This is a genomic window from Hahella sp. HN01 (genome assembly GCF_018986435.1).
Taxonomy (GTDB): Bacteria; Pseudomonadota; Gammaproteobacteria; order Pseudomonadales; family Oleiphilaceae; genus Hahella.
On record NZ_JAHMIN010000001.1, the window covers coordinates 50,568 to 68,205 of the forward strand.

The 17,638-nt window shown below is 54.6% G+C and carries 13 protein-coding genes; 3 read left to right on the plus strand and 10 right to left on the minus strand.

Annotated features, from left to right (window positions below; genetic code table 11):
- Positions 1-9 precede the first annotated feature (9 nt).
- Positions 10-276 (minus strand): DUF4212 domain-containing protein, encoded by a 267-nt coding sequence (locus KP814_RS00230; RefSeq protein WP_127969193.1) that lies wholly within the window; start codon positions 274-276, stop codon positions 10-12.
- A gap of 342 nt (positions 277-618) precedes the next feature.
- Between KP814_RS00230 and KP814_RS00235 the strand changes: the two genes are divergently transcribed.
- Positions 619-4,128, plus strand: a complete 3,510-nt coding sequence (locus KP814_RS00235; RefSeq protein WP_216734865.1) for a NahK/ErcS family hybrid sensor histidine kinase/response regulator — start codon at positions 619-621, stop codon at positions 4,126-4,128.
- Between the two features lie 31 nt (positions 4,129-4,159).
- On the opposite strand, the gene KP814_RS00240 is transcribed toward KP814_RS00235, so the two are convergent.
- The 4 genes from KP814_RS00240 to KP814_RS00255 form a co-directional block, all read right to left on the minus strand.
- On the minus strand, positions 4,160-4,831 hold the full coding sequence (locus KP814_RS00240) for a response regulator transcription factor (protein WP_216734866.1): 672 nt from the start codon (positions 4,829-4,831) through the stop codon (positions 4,160-4,162).
- A gap of 105 nt (positions 4,832-4,936) precedes the next feature.
- On the minus strand, positions 4,937-6,886 hold the full coding sequence (gene acs, locus KP814_RS00245; RefSeq protein WP_216734867.1) for an acetate--CoA ligase: 1,950 nt from the start codon (positions 6,884-6,886) through the stop codon (positions 4,937-4,939).
- 319 nt (positions 6,887-7,205) lie between these two features.
- Positions 7,206-8,723, minus strand: a complete 1,518-nt coding sequence (locus KP814_RS00250; protein WP_216734868.1) for a fatty acyl-CoA reductase — start codon at positions 8,721-8,723, stop codon at positions 7,206-7,208.
- Positions 8,724-8,929: 206 nt separating this feature from the next.
- The gene (locus KP814_RS00255; RefSeq protein ID WP_253938078.1) at positions 8,930-9,808 is read right to left on the minus strand and encodes an alpha/beta hydrolase; all 879 of its coding nucleotides are present in this window, start codon (positions 9,806-9,808) and stop codon (positions 8,930-8,932) included.
- Positions 9,809-10,306: 498 nt separating this feature from the next.
- On the opposite strand from KP814_RS00255, the gene KP814_RS00260 reads away from it, so the two are divergent.
- Together KP814_RS00260 and KP814_RS00265 are read left to right on the plus strand one after the other, a co-directional pair.
- Entirely contained in the window at positions 10,307-10,993 is a 687-nt protein-coding gene (locus KP814_RS00260) for a class I SAM-dependent methyltransferase (RefSeq protein ID WP_216734870.1), read from the plus strand.
- Positions 10,994-11,059: 66 nt separating this feature from the next.
- Positions 11,060-12,067 (plus strand): DUF2156 domain-containing protein, encoded by a 1,008-nt coding sequence (locus tag KP814_RS00265; protein ID WP_216734871.1) that lies wholly within the window; start codon positions 11,060-11,062, stop codon positions 12,065-12,067.
- Positions 12,068-12,126: 59 nt separating this feature from the next.
- On the opposite strand, the gene murI is transcribed toward KP814_RS00265, so the two are convergent.
- From murI to KP814_RS00290, 5 genes are read right to left on the minus strand one after another with little or no spacing between them, the layout of a single operon-like run.
- Entirely contained in the window at positions 12,127-12,957 is an 831-nt protein-coding gene (gene murI / locus KP814_RS00270) for a glutamate racemase (protein ID WP_216734872.1), read from the minus strand.
- A gap of 9 nt (positions 12,958-12,966) precedes the next feature.
- Positions 12,967-13,776, minus strand: a complete 810-nt coding sequence (nudC, locus tag KP814_RS00275; protein ID WP_216734873.1) for an NAD(+) diphosphatase — start codon at positions 13,774-13,776, stop codon at positions 12,967-12,969.
- Between the two features lie 30 nt (positions 13,777-13,806).
- Positions 13,807-15,753 carry a Gldg family protein gene (locus KP814_RS00280; protein WP_216734874.1) on the minus strand — a complete coding sequence of 649 codons (1,947 nt, stop codon included), beginning with the start codon at positions 15,751-15,753 and terminating at the stop codon, positions 13,807-13,809.
- Between the two features lie 9 nt (positions 15,754-15,762).
- Positions 15,763-16,497, minus strand: coding sequence for an ABC transporter permease (locus KP814_RS00285; RefSeq protein ID WP_216734875.1), 735 nt, complete (start codon positions 16,495-16,497; stop codon positions 15,763-15,765).
- A complete protein-coding gene (locus KP814_RS00290; protein WP_216734876.1) occupies positions 16,494-17,414 on the minus strand; it encodes an ABC transporter ATP-binding protein in 921 nt (306 codons plus the stop codon). The genes KP814_RS00285 and KP814_RS00290 overlap by 4 nt, the downstream gene beginning before the upstream one ends.
- Positions 17,415-17,638 lie beyond the last annotated feature (224 nt).

Consider the following 17,638-nt stretch of genomic DNA (forward strand, 5'->3'; position numbering starts at 1 on the left):
CTACTACGTTTATTCTTCGTGTACGTCATGTTTGCGGTCCAGCTTGTTCATACGCCAGACATACACAAATATCAGTACAACAAAGGTGTAGATGGAGCCCTGCTGGGCGAACCAGAAACCTAAGGGGAAACCACCAATTTTGATAGTGTCCAGAGCATCCACGAAGAGGATGCCGCAGCCATAGGAGACGACGAACCAAATCGTCAATAGTGTAAACAGTAGTTTCAGGTTGGCGCGCCAATAAGCGGCCTTGGCCGAAGCTTTTTCACTCGACATACCGACTCCTCCGCGTTGTTATTTTTATCGGTGTAATCAAGATAACACTGCCGCCCCGAGAGAAAATCTAGACCTTGGTATAAGTATTTTTGCCTATAAATTTCAGGATGTTACGTATAAAGGTCAAAGACATTTCCGACCAAAGTCTACGCAATTAGACATAGGTATAAACCGAAATAAACACCCTTGCGCATGGTCAAAATAACTACACGAATAACGAAGCGGCGCAATATATTTCAATATGTAAATAGAAGAACAAAGGAAAACTTAGAAATATCCCCCTTGCCCGCTTATCATTGAGACTCGCGCCATTAAATTCCCGCAACCAAGATAAGTCCGCTGATGATTAACGGTTTTTTGCTTTTTACGGTTTCCATTGCTTATATCGGCTTGCTGTTCGCCATCGCCTACGTGGGGGATCAGAGCCCGCGCATGTATGTGAACGAGCGCACCCGGGTGGCGGTGTATAGTCTTTCCTTGGCGGTTTATTGCACTTCCTGGACATTTTTTGGCGCAGTGGGCTCAGCAGCGGCGACGGGGCTTGGCTATCTTCCCATCTACGTCGGCCCCATGCTGGTTTTAATTTTTGGGGCGCCGCTGTTATCTCGCATTATTCGCATCAGCAAACGCCACAACACCACTTCCATCGCCGACTTCATCGCCACGCGCTATGGCAAGTCGCAGACTCTGGCCGTCATGGTCAGCATCATCGCCATTGTTGGCATCCTTCCTTACATCGCACTGCAACTTAAAGCCGTATCCACGGGATACAACGTGCTCACTGAAGGCGCTTTGCAGCCCAACCGCGAAGCGCTGCCGCTGTTTCAGGACACTGCTTTATATATAGCCGGAGTGATGGGGTTGTTCACGATTCTGTTCGGCACCCGACATATCGATGCGACCGAGCATCACCGGGGAATGATTCAAGCGATCGCTTTTGAATCCATTATCAAGTTCATCGCCTTTATCGCCGTGGGCATTCTGGTGTGTTTTGTAATGTTCGACGGCCTGGACGACCTTGTTCAGCGACTTGAGCAGTCAAAACAGGACGGCGCGTTCAGCTTCGGAGCCATCTCACCGAGTAACTTTCTAGTGCAGACGTTACTGGCGGCGTTCGCGATTATCTGTTTGCCGCGCCAGTTTCACGTTACAGTTGTAGAGAACTATGAGCCTCGCGATATCTATACTGCGCGCTGGGCGCTGCCGCTGTATCTGTTTTTCCTGATACTGTTTGTCATCCCCATCGCGGCGGCGGGCATCCTGACCTACCCCAACGGCACCGTCGACCCGGATATCTTTGTGCTCAGCTTACCCGTGGTCGCGGGTCATGAATGGTTGGCGGTGCTGTCGTTCATCGGCGGTGGCTCCGCCGCCACCAGTATGGTGATTGTGTCCACCGTCACGCTCAGCACCATGTTCTGCAACGAAATTATCGTACCGTTGCTGCTGCGAATACAGGCGCTGGACCTGTCGCGCAAAAAGAATGTGCATTTCTGGTTGCTGAACATTCGCCGCGCCACCATTTTGGTCACCCTGTTAGCGGCTTTCGGCTATTACCGAATGATGGGCAGCCACTTCTCTCTGGCGTCTATTGGGTTGCTGTCTTTCGTTGCGGTAGCGCAGTTCGCTCCTGCATTGATTGGCGGGATTGTCTGGCGACACGGCAACCGCCAGGGCGCTATTGTGGGCCTGATTTTCGGCTTCGCCACCTGGATCTACACCCTGTTGATCCCCTCGCTGATCAGTGTCAACCAGATCGATTCCGCCTTGATCAGCACCGGCCTGTTCAGCATGGAGTGGACCCGCCCCACCGCGCTGTTCGGCCTCGACGGCATGGATACCATTACTCATGGCGCGCTCTGGAGCGTGGGCGTCAACCTATTCCTTTATATCACCGTCTCTCTGGCGACCACGCAACGGGTCATTGAGAAAATTCAGGTGGCTTCGTTTTTCGACAGCGCACAGGACGCCGGCGCCAGCCCCACTACCTGGTTGAGCGAGGCCACCATCGAAGATATTGGCGCCTTGTCTGAACGCTTTCTCGGTGAGGAACGCACGCGCGAAGCGTTACGCGATTTTTCTCGTCGCAACCGGGTCAAACTCTACCCCTCCAAGCCCGCCAGCGTGGAGTTGATCAAACACATCGAAAAACATCTGGCGAGCGCCATCGGCTCTTCTACCGCACGGGTGGTGCTGAACTCCGCCCTCAAGGGGCAGGAGATGCAGATTGAAGACGTTGTAAGCATCGTCGATGAGGCGTCACAGGTCATCAAGTTCAACCGGGAGTTGTTACAAGCCGCCATCGAAAACATGAACCTAGGCGTATCCGTGGCGGACAAGTCTCTCAATCTAGTTGCCTGGAACAGCCGCTATGTAGAGATCTTTAACTACCCCAAAGGCTTCATGCGCGTCGGCCGCCCTGTGGCGGACCTGCTGCGTTATAACCTGTTAATGAACCACGTACCCGCTCGGCGGGCGCAAAAAATAGTCGAACGGCGTCTGCAAATGATGGCGGAAGGCCGCCCTCATGAGTACGAGCGTACGCGTCCAGACGGCACGGTCATTTTGATCCAGGGCAGCCCCATGCCGGATGGCGGCTTCGTCACTACCTTCTCCGACATCACCGGCATGCGCCGCACCGAGCTGGCGTTAAAAGAAACCAACACCTATCTTGAGCAACGCGTCAAAGAGCGCACGGAGGAACTGTCCAAGCTGAACAAACAGTTGGTGAAAGCGAAATCCGTGGCGGAAAACGCCAACCTGAGCAAAACCCGCTTCCTGGCGTCAGCGAGTCACGACCTGCTGCAACCGCTCAACGCCGCGCGCCTGTTCTCTTCCGCGCTCTCCAATAAAGTGAAAAACAACGAGGAATACAGTGAGTTGGTGAGCCATATCGACAGCTCTCTCAACGCTGCAGAAGAGATTCTCAGCACCTTGCTCGACATCAGCAAACTGGACGCAGGCGCTCTGGAGCCGCACTTCACCACGTTCAACATCAACGAACTGCTGCGCCACCTGAATACTGAATTTACCGTTATTGCGGCGGAGAATGGCCTGACTATGCGCACACTGCCCAGCAATTGTTATGTCTATTCCGACCATCAGTTGCTGCGCCGGGTGATTCAGAACTTCCTGACCAACGCGATCCGCTACACCCGTCAGGGACGCATCGTCCTGGGTTGTCGCCGCCTCAAGGATCATGTGCGGATTGAAGTCTGGGATACCGGTCCCGGAATTCCGAAAGACCAGCTGGAGTCTATCTTTGAGGAGTTCAAACGTCTGAATCACGGACAGACGGAAAAGAAAGGCCTGGGCCTGGGCCTGGCGATCGTCGATCGTATCTGCCGCATGCTGAATTATCCGGTGGAAGTCCAGTCCTGGGTGGGACAGGGCAGTAAGTTCGCCGTCACTATCCCACTCGGCGTCAAACCTGTCGACAAACCCGCCGACGCCGCCAAGACGCCACGCGCACTGGGAAGCCTGAAAGGCGTCAACATTCTCTGCATTGATAACGAACAGGTGATCCTGGACGGCATGCGCGCATTACTGGAAGGCTGGGGATGTACAGTGCGCACGGCGCGCGCTCCCGAAGCCGCCAAGACGCTATGCGCCGAACAAGCGCCAGATATTCTTTTGGCGGACTATCAGTTGGACGACGGCGAGAACGGGCTGGATACCATGGATATGCTGCAAGAGACCATGCCGACACGGCGACCTGGCGTATTGATTACGGCGCTGAATACCGATGAGGTGAAACAGGATGCGAAAGACAGGGGTTATCAGATTCTCCACAAGCCGGTGAAGCCGGCCGCGTTGAGAGCGATGATCAACAAGATGCTGGCGCGGGCCTGAGACTCGACTCAAACCCGCACTGGCAATTGCATTAACCGGAGTGAGCGGCCTGTTGCTGCTGCTCCACTTCCATCTGCTGCACCGCGATAACCGCCTGAGTACGGTTACGCACACCCAGTTTGCGGAACAATGCAGTGATATGCGCCTTGACGGTGGCTTCCGATACATCCAAATCATAGGCGATCTGTTTGTTCAGCATACCTTCCGTCAGCATTCCCAACACACGGAACTGCTGCGGCGTCAGGGTAGCCAGACGTTCAGAGAAGTCCGAGTGCTCCGCCTTGACGGAATCGATCTTGGCGGCGACATCCGCCGGCAACCAGACTTCGCCATTCAGCACCGCCTGGATCGCCTGGGAAATCTCGTCCAAAGGCGCCGACTTGGGTATAAAGCCGGAGGCGCCATAATCGATAGCGCGGCGAATCACCTGCAACTCTTCGCTGCCGGAGACGATCACCACGGGCAGTCCCGGATATTGTCCACGCATGAACACTAATCCGGAAAAGCCATGAGCGCCCGGCATATTCAAATCAAGCAGAACCAGATCCGCATCCGGATTGGCCACCACCGCATCCTGCAGGGTTGCGATGGATTCCACCTCCACCACGTCCACAAACCGCACCGCCTGAGTGACCGCTTGCTTGAGCGCGGCGCGAAACAGCGGATGATCATCGGCGATGATTATCTGTTGCGACATTAACATGAGCCCCCTCTTTCATTGCTCAGTTAAGAATTTCTGATCTATGTGCTTTTCATAGTCCTGCAACAGGGATAACGTCAACGCCGATATCATCCGGAAGACACGACGCTATGGCGCTCCGACCCGATTGGCGATCAGTTCGTCAACGACGGACGGATCGGCCAGGGTCGATACGTCGCCCAGGTTGTCATGCTCATCGGCGGCGATCTTACGCAGAATGCGCCGCATGATCTTTCCAGATCGGGTTTTCGGTAATCCCGGCGCCCACTGTATAACGTCAGGCGACGCCACAGGACCGATTTCTTTTCTCACCCACTGTCGCAACTCTTCCTTCAGGGCGTCAGTTGGCGCTTCGCTTACATTAAGCGTTATGTATACATATATGCCCTGTCCCTTGATGGCGTGCGGATATCCGACTACGGCCGCCTCCGCCACTTTGGGGTGAGAAACCAACGCACTCTCCACTTCCGCGGTTCCCATCCGGTGCCCGGACACGTTGATAACGTCATCCACTCTGCCGGTTATCCAATAGTACCCGTCTTCATCCCTGCGCGCACCATCTCCGGTGAAATAGGCGTCGTTAAAAGTAGAGAAATAGGTCTTCACAAAGCGGTCGTGATCGCCATAGACGGTGCGCATTTGCGCCGGCCAGCTGTCTTTGATGATCAGGTTGCCCTCGCCCGCTCCAGAGATCTCATTGCCTTCGTTATCCACCAGCGCCGGCTGCACGCCAAAAAAGGGCCGTGTCGCAGAGCCGGGTTTAAGATCGTTCACCCCGGCGATAGGCGTAATCATGATGCCGCCGGTTTCGGTTTGCCACCAGGTATCCATGATCGGACAACGGGAGTCCCCCACCACCCGATAGAACCACTCCCAGGCTTCTGGATTGATAGGCTCTCCGCAGCTTCCCATCACCCGCAAAGAGCTGCGATCCGCCGCCTGGGCCAACTCATCCCCCGCCGCCATGATGGCGCGTATCGCCGTCGGCGCGGTGTAGAACAGGTTCACTTTATGTTGCTCAACAATTCGCCAGAAGCGGGACAGGTCCGGATAGTTCGGCACGCCCTCGTAAACCAATGTGGTGGCGCCGTTGCTCAACGGGCCATACAGCACATAACTATGGCCGGTGATCCAGCCAAAGTCGGCGGTGCACCAGAAAACATCGCCTTCCCGATAGTTAAAGACATACTGGTGAGACAACGATACATAGGTCAGATAGCCGCCCGTGGTGTGCAACACTCCTTTGGGCGCGCCGGTGGAGCCGGAGGTGTAGAGAATAAACAGAGGATCCTCCGCATTCATCACTTCCGCCGGGCAATCGTCAGACGCTTGCGCCATGACCTCCTGGTAACACAGGTCGCGACCTTCCCGCCACGCCACATCGGCGCCAGTGCGCTTGACCACAATGACCTTTTCCACCATATCCAGACCAGGACGCGCCAGCGCTGCGTCCACATTGGCTTTAAGCGGAATAGTTTTACCCCCGCGTAACCCTTCGTCCGCCGTAATCACCAGTTTAGAGCGGCCATTCAATATACGACTCGCCAACGCTTCTGGAGAAAAGCCGCCAAATACCACAGAATGCACCGCGCCGATACGGGTGCAGGCCAGCATGGCCACCGCGGTTTCCGGGATCATGGGCATGTATAAGGTCACCACGTCGCCTTTAGCGACGCCCTGGGCTTTCAGTACATTAGCGAACCGGCACACCGCCGCATGCAATTCTCGATAGCTGATATGCTTGTGCTCGTTGGGATCGTCTCCCTGCCAGATAATCGCCGTCTGGTCGCCGCGCTGCTCCAGGTGACGGTCAAGGCAGTTATGGGAAACATTCAGATAGCCGTCTTCAAACCAGCGTATATGCACGTCCGGCGCTTGAAAGGAAGTATCTTTGACCTTACTGAAAGGCTTGAACCAGTCCAGACGCTGCGCATGTTCGGCCCAGAACTTTTCCGGCTCCGTAATCGATTGGCGATAAAGGTCCTGGTATTTCTGCTCGTCGAGAAAGGAATGTTGGATGATTTCCGCTTTGGACGAATAGATAGTAGACGCACTCATAGTCTTGCACTCTCTTCTTTTATTATTGTTGAAGCAGTATGTGTTGAGGCCTGAAGCCTTCTTTTTTCTACTCCTGCGAATCATCCCTCTGTATTAGACCTTGGTATATCGGCTTGTGATAAACAGCCAAAAGCAAAGGCATTCAATAGATTGATGCCGTTACGACCTAAGTATTAAGCAATGATTTAAGACAGCAGGCGGGAAAAGATCAGAAGATAGCCGGTCGGACTCAACGATATTTCAGCCATATCTCGGGGGAGTCGCCTCCCCCTTTCGATGACGCTCTACACATCGATTTCGATTTACGCGCAGCCCGTCTTTACGCAGCGCGGCTGCGGGGTTTGGCGGCGGGCGGATTCATCTTCACCACTTTCGGCCGCAATGCGTATTTATTCAGCCCCGCCACATGGACTTCCCGCAGGTAGTGCGCCCAGTCATACATCCCGGCGTTCACCGGGAATTCGCTCTGGTCGTACTCGCCGAGACGGGTGGACAGCTCCTGCAGGCGACGGTTGCTGAAGGTATAGTTGGGAGAGGTATAGAAAGAAAACACCTTGGACAGTTTCATGGTGGTTTCCATGTTGCTCAGCTTGCGCCCGGACGTTTTACGCCCGAACAAGCCTTGCAGACGCGAACTCCATTTCAGCATGTGGAAGCTGATCGCCATCAAGGCATGAAACACAGTCCCTGGAATCATCACAAAGGGTTTCTTCGGCTTACGGTAAAACAGCTTGTCATGGGCCTGGTAATTATGTTCCGCCTCTTGCTGCACATGACCGATCACCTCACGGATCTTGATCGGGTTAGCCTCACTGCTGCAGCACTGGTAAATGCGGTGCGCGCCGGAGTCCAACAACGCTTCCGTAGCGCTGAGTATGATGCTGTTGGCCACGAGGTCCGCCGGAATGATATCGATGACCGCATTCTTCTTGCCGGGAAACAAAGACACCTTTTCTCTGGCGTAAGCAAGAATGATCGCATCCGCCACCTTGACGCCTTCAATCCAGCCAGGCACCGGCCCCTGCAGCGTACTTTCAACGATAGAAGGACGCAGAATGGTGAGGGTTTTGCCATGCAGCTCTTTCATCAGTAACTGCTCGCCCATCCATTTAGTGAAGGTGTAAGTGTCATTCCAGCCGTATTTATTGGCTTCTTTGATGCCCAGGTCGATCAGGTCCTTTTCCCTGCTATGGTCATCCGCCGCCGCGGCGGAAACCTGCTCCACGTCCTGCAGCAAACGCGCAATCAGCGGCTCCACTTCATAATAGCCCCGCTCTGAACGCTCAATGCGCTCTCCCGCCGGACTGACGATATCCTCTTCCATCACGCCCTGATTGAAGCCGTTGACGTAGCAGGTGGATACCTGTACGACAGGACAGTCCGCCGCGCGCCGCGACAGTTCAATGATATTTTTAAGGCACAGGGTGTTAATGGTGAGAGCCTGATCCAGCGCTTCGCGGAAGTTAACGCTGGCGGCTGAATTGATAATGATGTCGATGTCCGCCGCCAGATCGGTAAAATCCTTCTCCGACAAACCAAACAGAGGCTCAGTCACCTCGCCGGTCACACAGTGGATGCGCGTTTCGCATAACTCGTCGAAACGACTTCCCTGCGATGCTTTGAGCGTATCGAAAATAGATGAGGTCGCGATCTCATTCTGGAACCGCTTTCGCGCTGTAGGGTTCTTTGAATTCCCCCTTATCAGCAAATAAATCTTCCCGACTGTCGGAACGCTGCGCAGCAGCTTCTCCAATACCACCTTACCGACAAATCCCGTTGTCCCCGTGATCAGTACATTCTTATTTGCAAAAGCAGTTAACGTAAGTGATTGCTTCATATTCGCTTAGACCTCTCTCTCCTTAAACACATTGCCGCTTGGCGTCCTAGCTTATGCGAGTCTTTTGATAATGATATTTACATTAGGTTACATCTATATGTGTGACTGTCTCCGCAATTTCCCTAACGAAGGAGCCCCGCAGCGTACCCCGTGATATATCTCACAGCAAAAATCTGACCACCTTTACAACTTGGTCACTGATTGTTTTACAATCGATCGGCGAACCAATCACAAGCCAACCGGATAATCTCCACCTTCTTCTTGTCCATATGTCCTACATGACCGCTGTCAGCGACAATATGCAGCGCTTTGGTTCCCCGCAGGCTGTCATATAAAAGCTTGGCGCTGGCGGGCGGATCAACGCGGTCCTCCGCGCCATGAATCACACAAACGGGGCACTGTACATTCTTTGTGCGCCGAAATGTGTCAACGATGAAGCATTCAATGGCGCCGGGAACCGGTAAGCCTGAGTATGCCTGCACCAAATAGGGGTCGCCGACGACGGCGTCATTGATGCGCGGGTCCACCGCAGCGGGAACCGACTTCAGCGCAAAGGCGAGCGGCAGCCTGAGATCGCCAAATCCCAAGCGACGCTTGAATGATCCAACCAGATTGGCGGTTTTAAAAAACGGCCACTGCCACCAATTCAACACGTTACGCACGGTGGCGCTCAATGTCACCAAGGCGCGCAGAGACGCGCCCTGCGCCGCCGCTTCCAATACAGCCGTACCGCCGGAAGAAAAACCCAGCGCGCCAATGCGGTGAGATTCTATTTCGCGGCGCGATTGGAGGTATTCCAGCGCTGCGACGACATCAGCCCGCCATGCTTGCATGCTCACATGAAAGCGGGGACCCGCCGATTCGCCATGCCCGCGCATATCCAGGGCCAAGGCCGCTACGCCGCGATGCGCAAGCGCTTCAGCCAGTTCATAAAAATGTTCTTTGTAGCCAAAGGCGCCATGACAAATGATCGCCGCAGGAAAGCGCCCTTCCCTGGCGGGCAGGAATAAGCGGCCGACCAGCTCATCTCCCTGGGAGGAAAACTGCACCGGCTCCTGCTGCACAATCGGGAGAAGGTTCTGCATATCCATGCTTAAAACTTACCGTCTGGGCTGTTCGGTTGGCGGACATATGCGCAGAGACCGTCGTCAGTGAAAACCGCTTCCGCGAGTCGACGACATCGGAAACAAAAGACTGCATCATTCCCTGACTCAATCATCTGCAAATAGGATTGTTCGCACCGCTGGTTCGACTCCCAAGCCGCTGACCTTCATCTGCGCCTTCAAACCAATACGGGCGTGGCTATGTTAAGCCCTCGCCGGTAAATATTAAACAAGTTAATTAGAGCACTTACTCTTAAATGCAATACGCCAAAAGTCGCACCCGCTTAGATGCATGTGAACTTGCGCACAACCCTCGTTAACATTGTCTTACAATCCAAATTAACCATTTGAATTTTTATGGTTTTCGCCCTCATTTCGTTAAATCGAGCAAGGTAAAAGTGAGGCCTGACGCACAGTCTTGTTACGATAAGTTAATTTAGTATTCCCCCATAACAATAACTAACAAGGGCGAAACACAACATGACCACCAACGCAGTTGGCGTAAAGAACGCCAGGGATAAATATCGTCTCATCGGTCCGGTCTACGACTTCCTCAGCGCGCTGTACAGCGGCAAATCCATACACCAGTGCAAGATCGGCATGATCAATCCGGAGAACGTCAAACCCGGAGATAAAATCCTGTTCGCCGGCGTCGGACACGGCAAAGACGCCATCCATGCCGCTGAGCTGGGCGCGGAGGTCACCGTCGTTGACCTGTCCGCCACTATGCTCAGCAAGTTTCAGGATGGGCTGAACGCATCCGGCAAGCAGCACCTGAAAATCCGTCAGGTCCATAGCGACATTTTCAAATTTAACGCGGTGGAGCACTACGACATGGTGGTCGCCAACTTTTTCCTCAATGTATTCAGTGAGAGCATGATGGAAGAAGTGTTGCGCCACTTGATTGAGCTGGCCAAACCAGGCGCCGCAATTGTGGTCGGAGACTTCGCCTTTCCTACCGGCAATATCGTATCCCGCGTATTCAAACAGGCCTACTGGTATGTCGCGGTGTCTTTGTTCTGGCTGATGGCGAATAACGCCATGCACAACATCTACAACTATCCCGAGTATATGGAGAGACAAGGGCTGGATATCCGCAGCAAAAAGTTCTTCAAGCTCCTGAACATGAATTGTTACTGGTCCGTACTCGGACGCAAACAAGCCTGACCCGGTTGTAAGGGTTACAAACCCCGACGCCGGCAAAATACAAAATAACAACGAAGGAGTCAGGAAATGAGCAACCAGGCGATAGCGCTGGACTCGCTCGGCGAGTTAGGCGCAGGCAACTTTACTTTCTCTGAACGCGTTAATTACCTTAAAGAGTTCGGTTCCCATTCGCAGGCGTTCTCTACTCTGCAACCGGATATGCAGTATTTCGATATCCGCGGCGTGGGCTACATCGCCTACATGCGCAAGTGGGGACGGATATTCGTGTTGTCCGATCCGGTCTGCGCGCCGCACAACTTCGAGCTGATGCTGACCCGTTTCCACAATCGTTATCCCCACGCCAATCACGTTCAGGTGACCAAGACGGTAGTGGATATTCTGCATCGTCGCTTCGGTATGTATGGCACTCAGTTTGGCTCCGAATCGCGCATTGCGTTGAAAGACTGGAGCTTGAGCGGCAAGAAGAAACAGGTGCTGCGCACGGCGCTGAACCAGGCGGAAAAACAAGGCGTCACAGTAAGGGAACGCTTCAGCGACGACCACACTCGGGAGATTTCCGAAGCCTGGATCAAGACCCGCAAGTGCAAGAGTAATGAAATCCGCTTTCTGATTCGTCCGATGGAGATGAACTACAAGGAGAATGAGCGCCATTTTTATGCGTATCAAAACGGCGAGGCAGTGGGCTTTATCTATTTCGATCCCATCTATTACAAGAATGAGATCATCAGCTACGTGCCCAACATTTCCCGCGCCAGCGCCAATTTCAAACAGGGGCTTTTTTACACCATCATGGCCCACGCCATGGACGTGTTTAAACAGGAAGGCGTTCCTTATCTGGATTTGGGCTTGATTCCGTTGATGCTATCTGCTGATGACGAGGTTCAGGAAGCCAAATTACTGAAAAAGATGCTGCGACTCGTCTACGCCAAAGGCAACTTTCTCTATAACTTCAAAGGGCTGGAGTTCACTAAAACCCGCTTTCGCGGAGAGGTGGAGAAAACTTATTGCTGCCACCACAAGGCGACGCCGTTGTTGGAGTTTTTCTGCATGTTCAAATTGACCCGGCTGTTCTAAGCCCGGTCGACTTCGCTTCGTTGACGCATGGATCGCGTCGTCCTGACTCAGCCAATCTTTTACAACACAATCTGTTCTGCGGAAGAAAAGCCTAACGCTGTCGCGCCCCGCTCCCAGTCGCGGTCCTGTTTAGCGCCGGAATAAAACGCCCGATGGCTCGTCGACTCTATGCTTCTCATCCCCGCTCCATCATCGCTCTGTTGCCCTTGAAGAAGGTAAGCGACCCGGCGCGCAATGGCCTCGCCGGAGTCCACCCAGTTGATGTCCGGCGCCAATTGGCAAAGAAACGGCTTCAACAAAGGAAAGTGAGTGCAGCCAAGCACCACCTGATCCGCCTCCGCATCCAGAAACGGCTGGATGACTGCGCGCAGTCGCGTCATGTCCGGACTGTGTCCGCGAACCCAGTCCTCTCCCCACTGCACCAAGTCCGGCGCGCCGACTTTAATGACCTGACAATGGCTGGCGAAGTCCCGAATCAGTTCGTCGGTATACGCACGGCGTACGGTTCCCTGGGTCGCCAGCAAGCCGATGACCTGCTTCTTAGTGTGCGTCGCCGCCGTCTTGATCGCCGGCACCACGCCAACCACAGGCTGCTCGAAGCGGGCGCGCAAATGATCCAATACGACCGTGCTGGCGGTATTGCAGGCGACGACAATCAACTGTGCGGGATAGCGTTCGCTGATCTGCTCCACAATATGACGCACGCGGGTTTCTATCTCCTGCTCGCTTTTATCGCCATAGGGATAAAAGCCGAAGTCAGCGAGATACAGGGTGGGCAGCCAGGGCGTGTGGCGACGAATATGCCCCCAGATAGAAAGGCCACCGCTGCCGGAGTCGATAATCAACGCCGGTGCGATTGCCCCTGTCGTCTCATGCGCGTTCGCCGTCATCTCAGGCGATCACCGGAACTTGGCCACATAGGCGTCGATCAGGCGACCGGCAATGGTTTTCATCGGCGAAACCGCAGGCAATTGATCAACTTTGAACCAGGCGGCTTCTTTCAATTCCGTCGTGTCGATATTGAGATCGCCGGACACATAACGGGCGTGATACCCCAGCATCAGCTGATGAGGAAATGGCCAAGCCTGGGAGGTGACGTATTCGATATCGGACACCAATACCCCCGACTCCTCCATCACTTCTCTGACCACCGCCTCTTCCGCACTCTCTCCCGCCTCAATGAAACCCGCCAGACAACTGAATGTAGGCAGTTTGCTGAAAGAGCGATGAGACCGCGCCAGCAGAATTTCATCGCCACGGTGCACCACCACGATGACACAGGGAGACACCTTAGGATAGGAAATGTAGCCGCAACCATGACAGCGCAGGCCACGGTCTTTTTCGTTGAAGCTCAGGCGTTCCCCGCAGCGACTGCAGAAATTCTGGGTGCGCAGCCAGTAGAGCAATTGCGAGGCGGCGTTAATCACCCGGAAGTCTTCAATGTCCGCGCAGCCAAGCAGGTAGTCCCGCAAGCCCACTTCCGTCCATCCAGCCGGCGTTTGCTTGAGACTGCCGACACTGCAGCTGACGCCGTCGACTTCTCCCAACAGAAACACCGGGCCTTCCGGGTTATCGACTTCTTCCGCATCCCAGGGTTGAGCATCCGGCGCGGGCAGCAATAGCTTGTCTTCGTGAAAATAAATATGGCGACGGGCGCCGCTTTCCAGACCGCTCACCAGCGCAGGATGATAACTAAACGAAACCGCCACCGCCTGTCTCCTTCAACTTCCGATATTTTATTAAACGCTTTTTTTGACGCCGCGTCTGCGCCACAACATCACGATCAACGCGAGAACCGTCAACGCCAGCGGCGCCATCAGGATATTGACCAGCTTCAACTGTCGTCCGAGATCATCGATATCTCGATCCAGGTTATGTTGCACATCCCGCAGCGCTTTGCGAATACGCAGTTTCTCCTCCTGGAAGTCCTGCAGCGCCTTTTCCTGTTCAGGCGTCAACAATACGCCGCTACCGGCTTCGTCGCCGCCCTGCCGCGCCTGTTGCAACTCCGCCAGTTGTTCTTCCGTTTCCGAGAGACGATCCTGCAGTTCCCTCTGTTGATCCGCGAACTTCTCCTCCGCAGTACGGCGTAGCTCATCCACTTTCTCAAACGGACGGGTAAAACGCCCCCGCGAGCGGATATTGATCAAACTGGGGTTGCCGGCCAAATAATCCAGCGCATTCACCACCAGGTCGCCATTGTTCGCCCAGGGGCTGGCGATGCGCTGCCCAAAAAACTCCTGCACCTGCACCCAGAGACGGTCCGTCAGGATGTCCGTGTCAGCGATGACGACCACATTAATGTTATCGCTTTGGATAACGTCTGGAGCGACATGCCGGGTCACAGTCTTGGGCTCGGCAGGGGCGGCGCCTTCACCCTCAGCGGCGTCTTTCGCCGGATCATCTTGCGCCGCTTCGTCTTTTACTTCTTCAGTGACGTCGATACCGTCAGGAAACGCCGTCTTGGCCGGTCCTTCCACCCGCGCGGCCATGGCGTACTGTTCGCCGGTGGCTTTGAATTTTTCGAACAGCGACTCAGGGTTCTGCATATTGGCGAACGCGCTTTCTTCAATAGGCGCGGACTCGTCGCTGGAAGTCAGCAAAGGCTTGAAGCTGGTGGTCGCGCCTTCGACTTTTTCCAGTATTCCCGGCGTAGAGACATTAATGCTCTCCAGCCCCGCCAGCATGATGTCGCTCTGGGTCATGCTGTCTTCCGCAAGCCCCAATAACGCCAAGTGACGCACCGGCGTACGCGCCTGACCAACGCCGACCACCATGCTGTTTTTAAAGTCAGCCAGCACCGCGTTTTCTTTCAAATTGACGCCCCAGGCTTTCAGTAATGAATCCAGCTGACTGCGACGAGGCATATTCGCCGCCATCATCGGCATGCCGGGTTGATCCTGCTCCGCATTGGGATCGACGAACACCAAAGCGCGACCGCCCTTCAACACAAACTGATCGATGGCCAGCTGCGCCTGCAGGGACAAGTCTTTGGGGTGCACGATCATGAGAACGTCCACATCCTCATCGACTGCGTCGAAGTCCTCGGGCATCCAGCGCACGTCAAACAGGTCTTCAATCTGTTGCATGACAATCCAGGCCGGTTGCTGGGATTGCTGGTACATATCGAAGCCGCCGTTGATCTGCAGACTGGAAATGACGCCAACAACCGGCGGTTGCGCGCGATCCAGGTTGTAGATCAGTTTGCTCAGTTCATACTCAAGAAACTGCTCTTTGTTAGGCTGAAAGAATGCAATGATTTCTTCTTTGTCGCCGGCCTTACCCACCAGTCCGAAAAAGACATTATCGCCCGCCACGCCGACGGGAATCGCCTGCAGGCCAGCGGCGGTGGCTTCATCTTCTTCTTCCGAGAAGGGAACCGGATCGACTTTCTTCAGGGTGATTTTGCCACCGCTGAGTTGCTCGAATTCTTCCAGCAGCTCCTGCACCCGACGCGCATAAGCGCGCAACGCCGGCAGATCCTTGGAGGCGCCTTCGGAGTAGTACACTGTCAATTCGATGTCTTTGGACAACCCGCCCAGAATGGAGCGCGCGCCATCAGACAACGTGTACAGACTGTTTTCAGTAAGGTCCCAGCGGAACCCGCCCATGCCCCGCTGCACCGCCAGATTGAACAGCGCCAGGGCGGCGATCACAACGATTACGACAAAACCCGCTCGCTTCATGACGTCTCCTTAGTTTGATGCCGTACGCTTGACCAGATGCGCCGTCGCCCAGACGCCCAGCACAATAATCGAGCCGAAATAGAGCACGTCGCGCAGATCAATGACGCCTCGGGATATGGCTTCGAAATGACGGAAGAAACTGAGGTCCGCCACTAGGTCCAATACGCCATTCGGCGCCCAGGCGGAGAAGAAATCCTGCACCATGGGGAAGCCGGAGGCCACCAACAGGAAACACACCACCAGCGTAAGAATGAAGGCGATCACCTGATTTTTAGTGGCGGCGGAGAACATCGAGCCCAACGCCAGAAAGCCGCCCGCCATAAACCAGCTGCCGATATAGCCGGCCAGAATAGCGCCATTATCCGGGTCTCCCAGATAGTTGACGGTAAACCAGAAGGGGGTGGTCAGCGCCAGCGCGCCAGCCAGATACACCCAGGCCGCCATGAATTTACCCAGCACCCACACGAAGGGCGGCACAGGCAAGGTCAGCAGCAATTCAATGGTGCCCGTGCTGCGTTCCTCCGCCCATAAGCGCATGGTCAACGCCGGCACCAGCACCACGAACAGCCAGGGAATATAGTTGAAAAACGCCTCCAGATCCGCCTGTCCGCGCTCAAAGAAATGTCCCAGATAGAACGTGAATATACCGCTGAGCACCAGAAAGATGACAGTAAACAAGTACGCCAAAGAGGTCGAGACGTAACTCAGCAGCTCACGTTTGAAAACAATGCCTACACCGTTCATGCCGCCTCCATAGTCAAGCGACGGAATACATCATCCAGTCTGCCGCGTTCTATGTGAAGCTCCTCCACGTCCCAGTTGCGGGAGTGAATAAGCTGATTCACGGCGTGCAACGGCGCTTTGTCCGGGGCCGCGAAAAGAAGGTAGCTCGCATCGTCCACCTGCTCTACGTCCCCCACTTCCGGCAACGCCTCCAGGGACGGCAGCGCCTCATAGGCCTGGGAGAAGCGCAGGAATATCGCCTTGTGGAAACGGGACTGCGTGGCCAGTTCGGTCGGCGTGCTGTTGGCGACGATACGGCCCTTGGAAATGATCACCACGCGAGAGCACAGCGCATCGACCTCTTCCAATATATGTGTGGAGATCACCACGATCTTGTCTTTGGATAGATTCTGAATCAGTTTGCGCACTTCGTGCTTCTGGTTGGGGTCCAGTCCATCCGTGGGCTCGTCCAGAATCAGCACCTGCGGATCATGAATTAGCGCCTGCGCCAGTCCGACGCGACGCTTGAAGCCCTTGGACAGCGTTTCAATCGGTTGTTGCATGACATGCTGAAGGGAAACCTGGGCGACCACCTGCTCCATACGCTGCTTCAGTTGCGCTCCGCGCAATCCGCGCACCCGTCCGACGAACCCCAGAAAGGCCGCCACCGTCATCTCGCCATACAAAGGCGCGCCTTCCGGCAGATAGCCCATGATCTTTTGCGCCTGTTGCGGCGCCTGCGCCACATCAATCCCCATCACGCTGACGGAACCGCCGCTGGGCTGCACATAACCGGTGATCATACGCATGGTGGTGGTTTTGCCGGCTCCGTTAGGACCTAAAAAGCCTAAAACTTCGCCAGGAGCAACATCAAAAGAAATGCCGGATACGGCCTGAATATCGCCGTATTTCTTTTCCAGATTCTGAATTTTTATCATTGAAGGGTCTCGCGTTCGCTATATAAAGGAACGAGCGCCAAAGAGGCGGCGCATAAGTTGTTTAAAACACACCTTGCAACATTCCATTCGCCAATAATCCAGTCCTCACAACAGATTGAAGTTAAATGAAATGTTTGAAAGTTAAGCCGCAACAGGAGGACGCAAAGAAAAAGAAGAATAAGGAGTCACATCCCGCTTTGCAAGATTCCCATTTCGCTTCTACA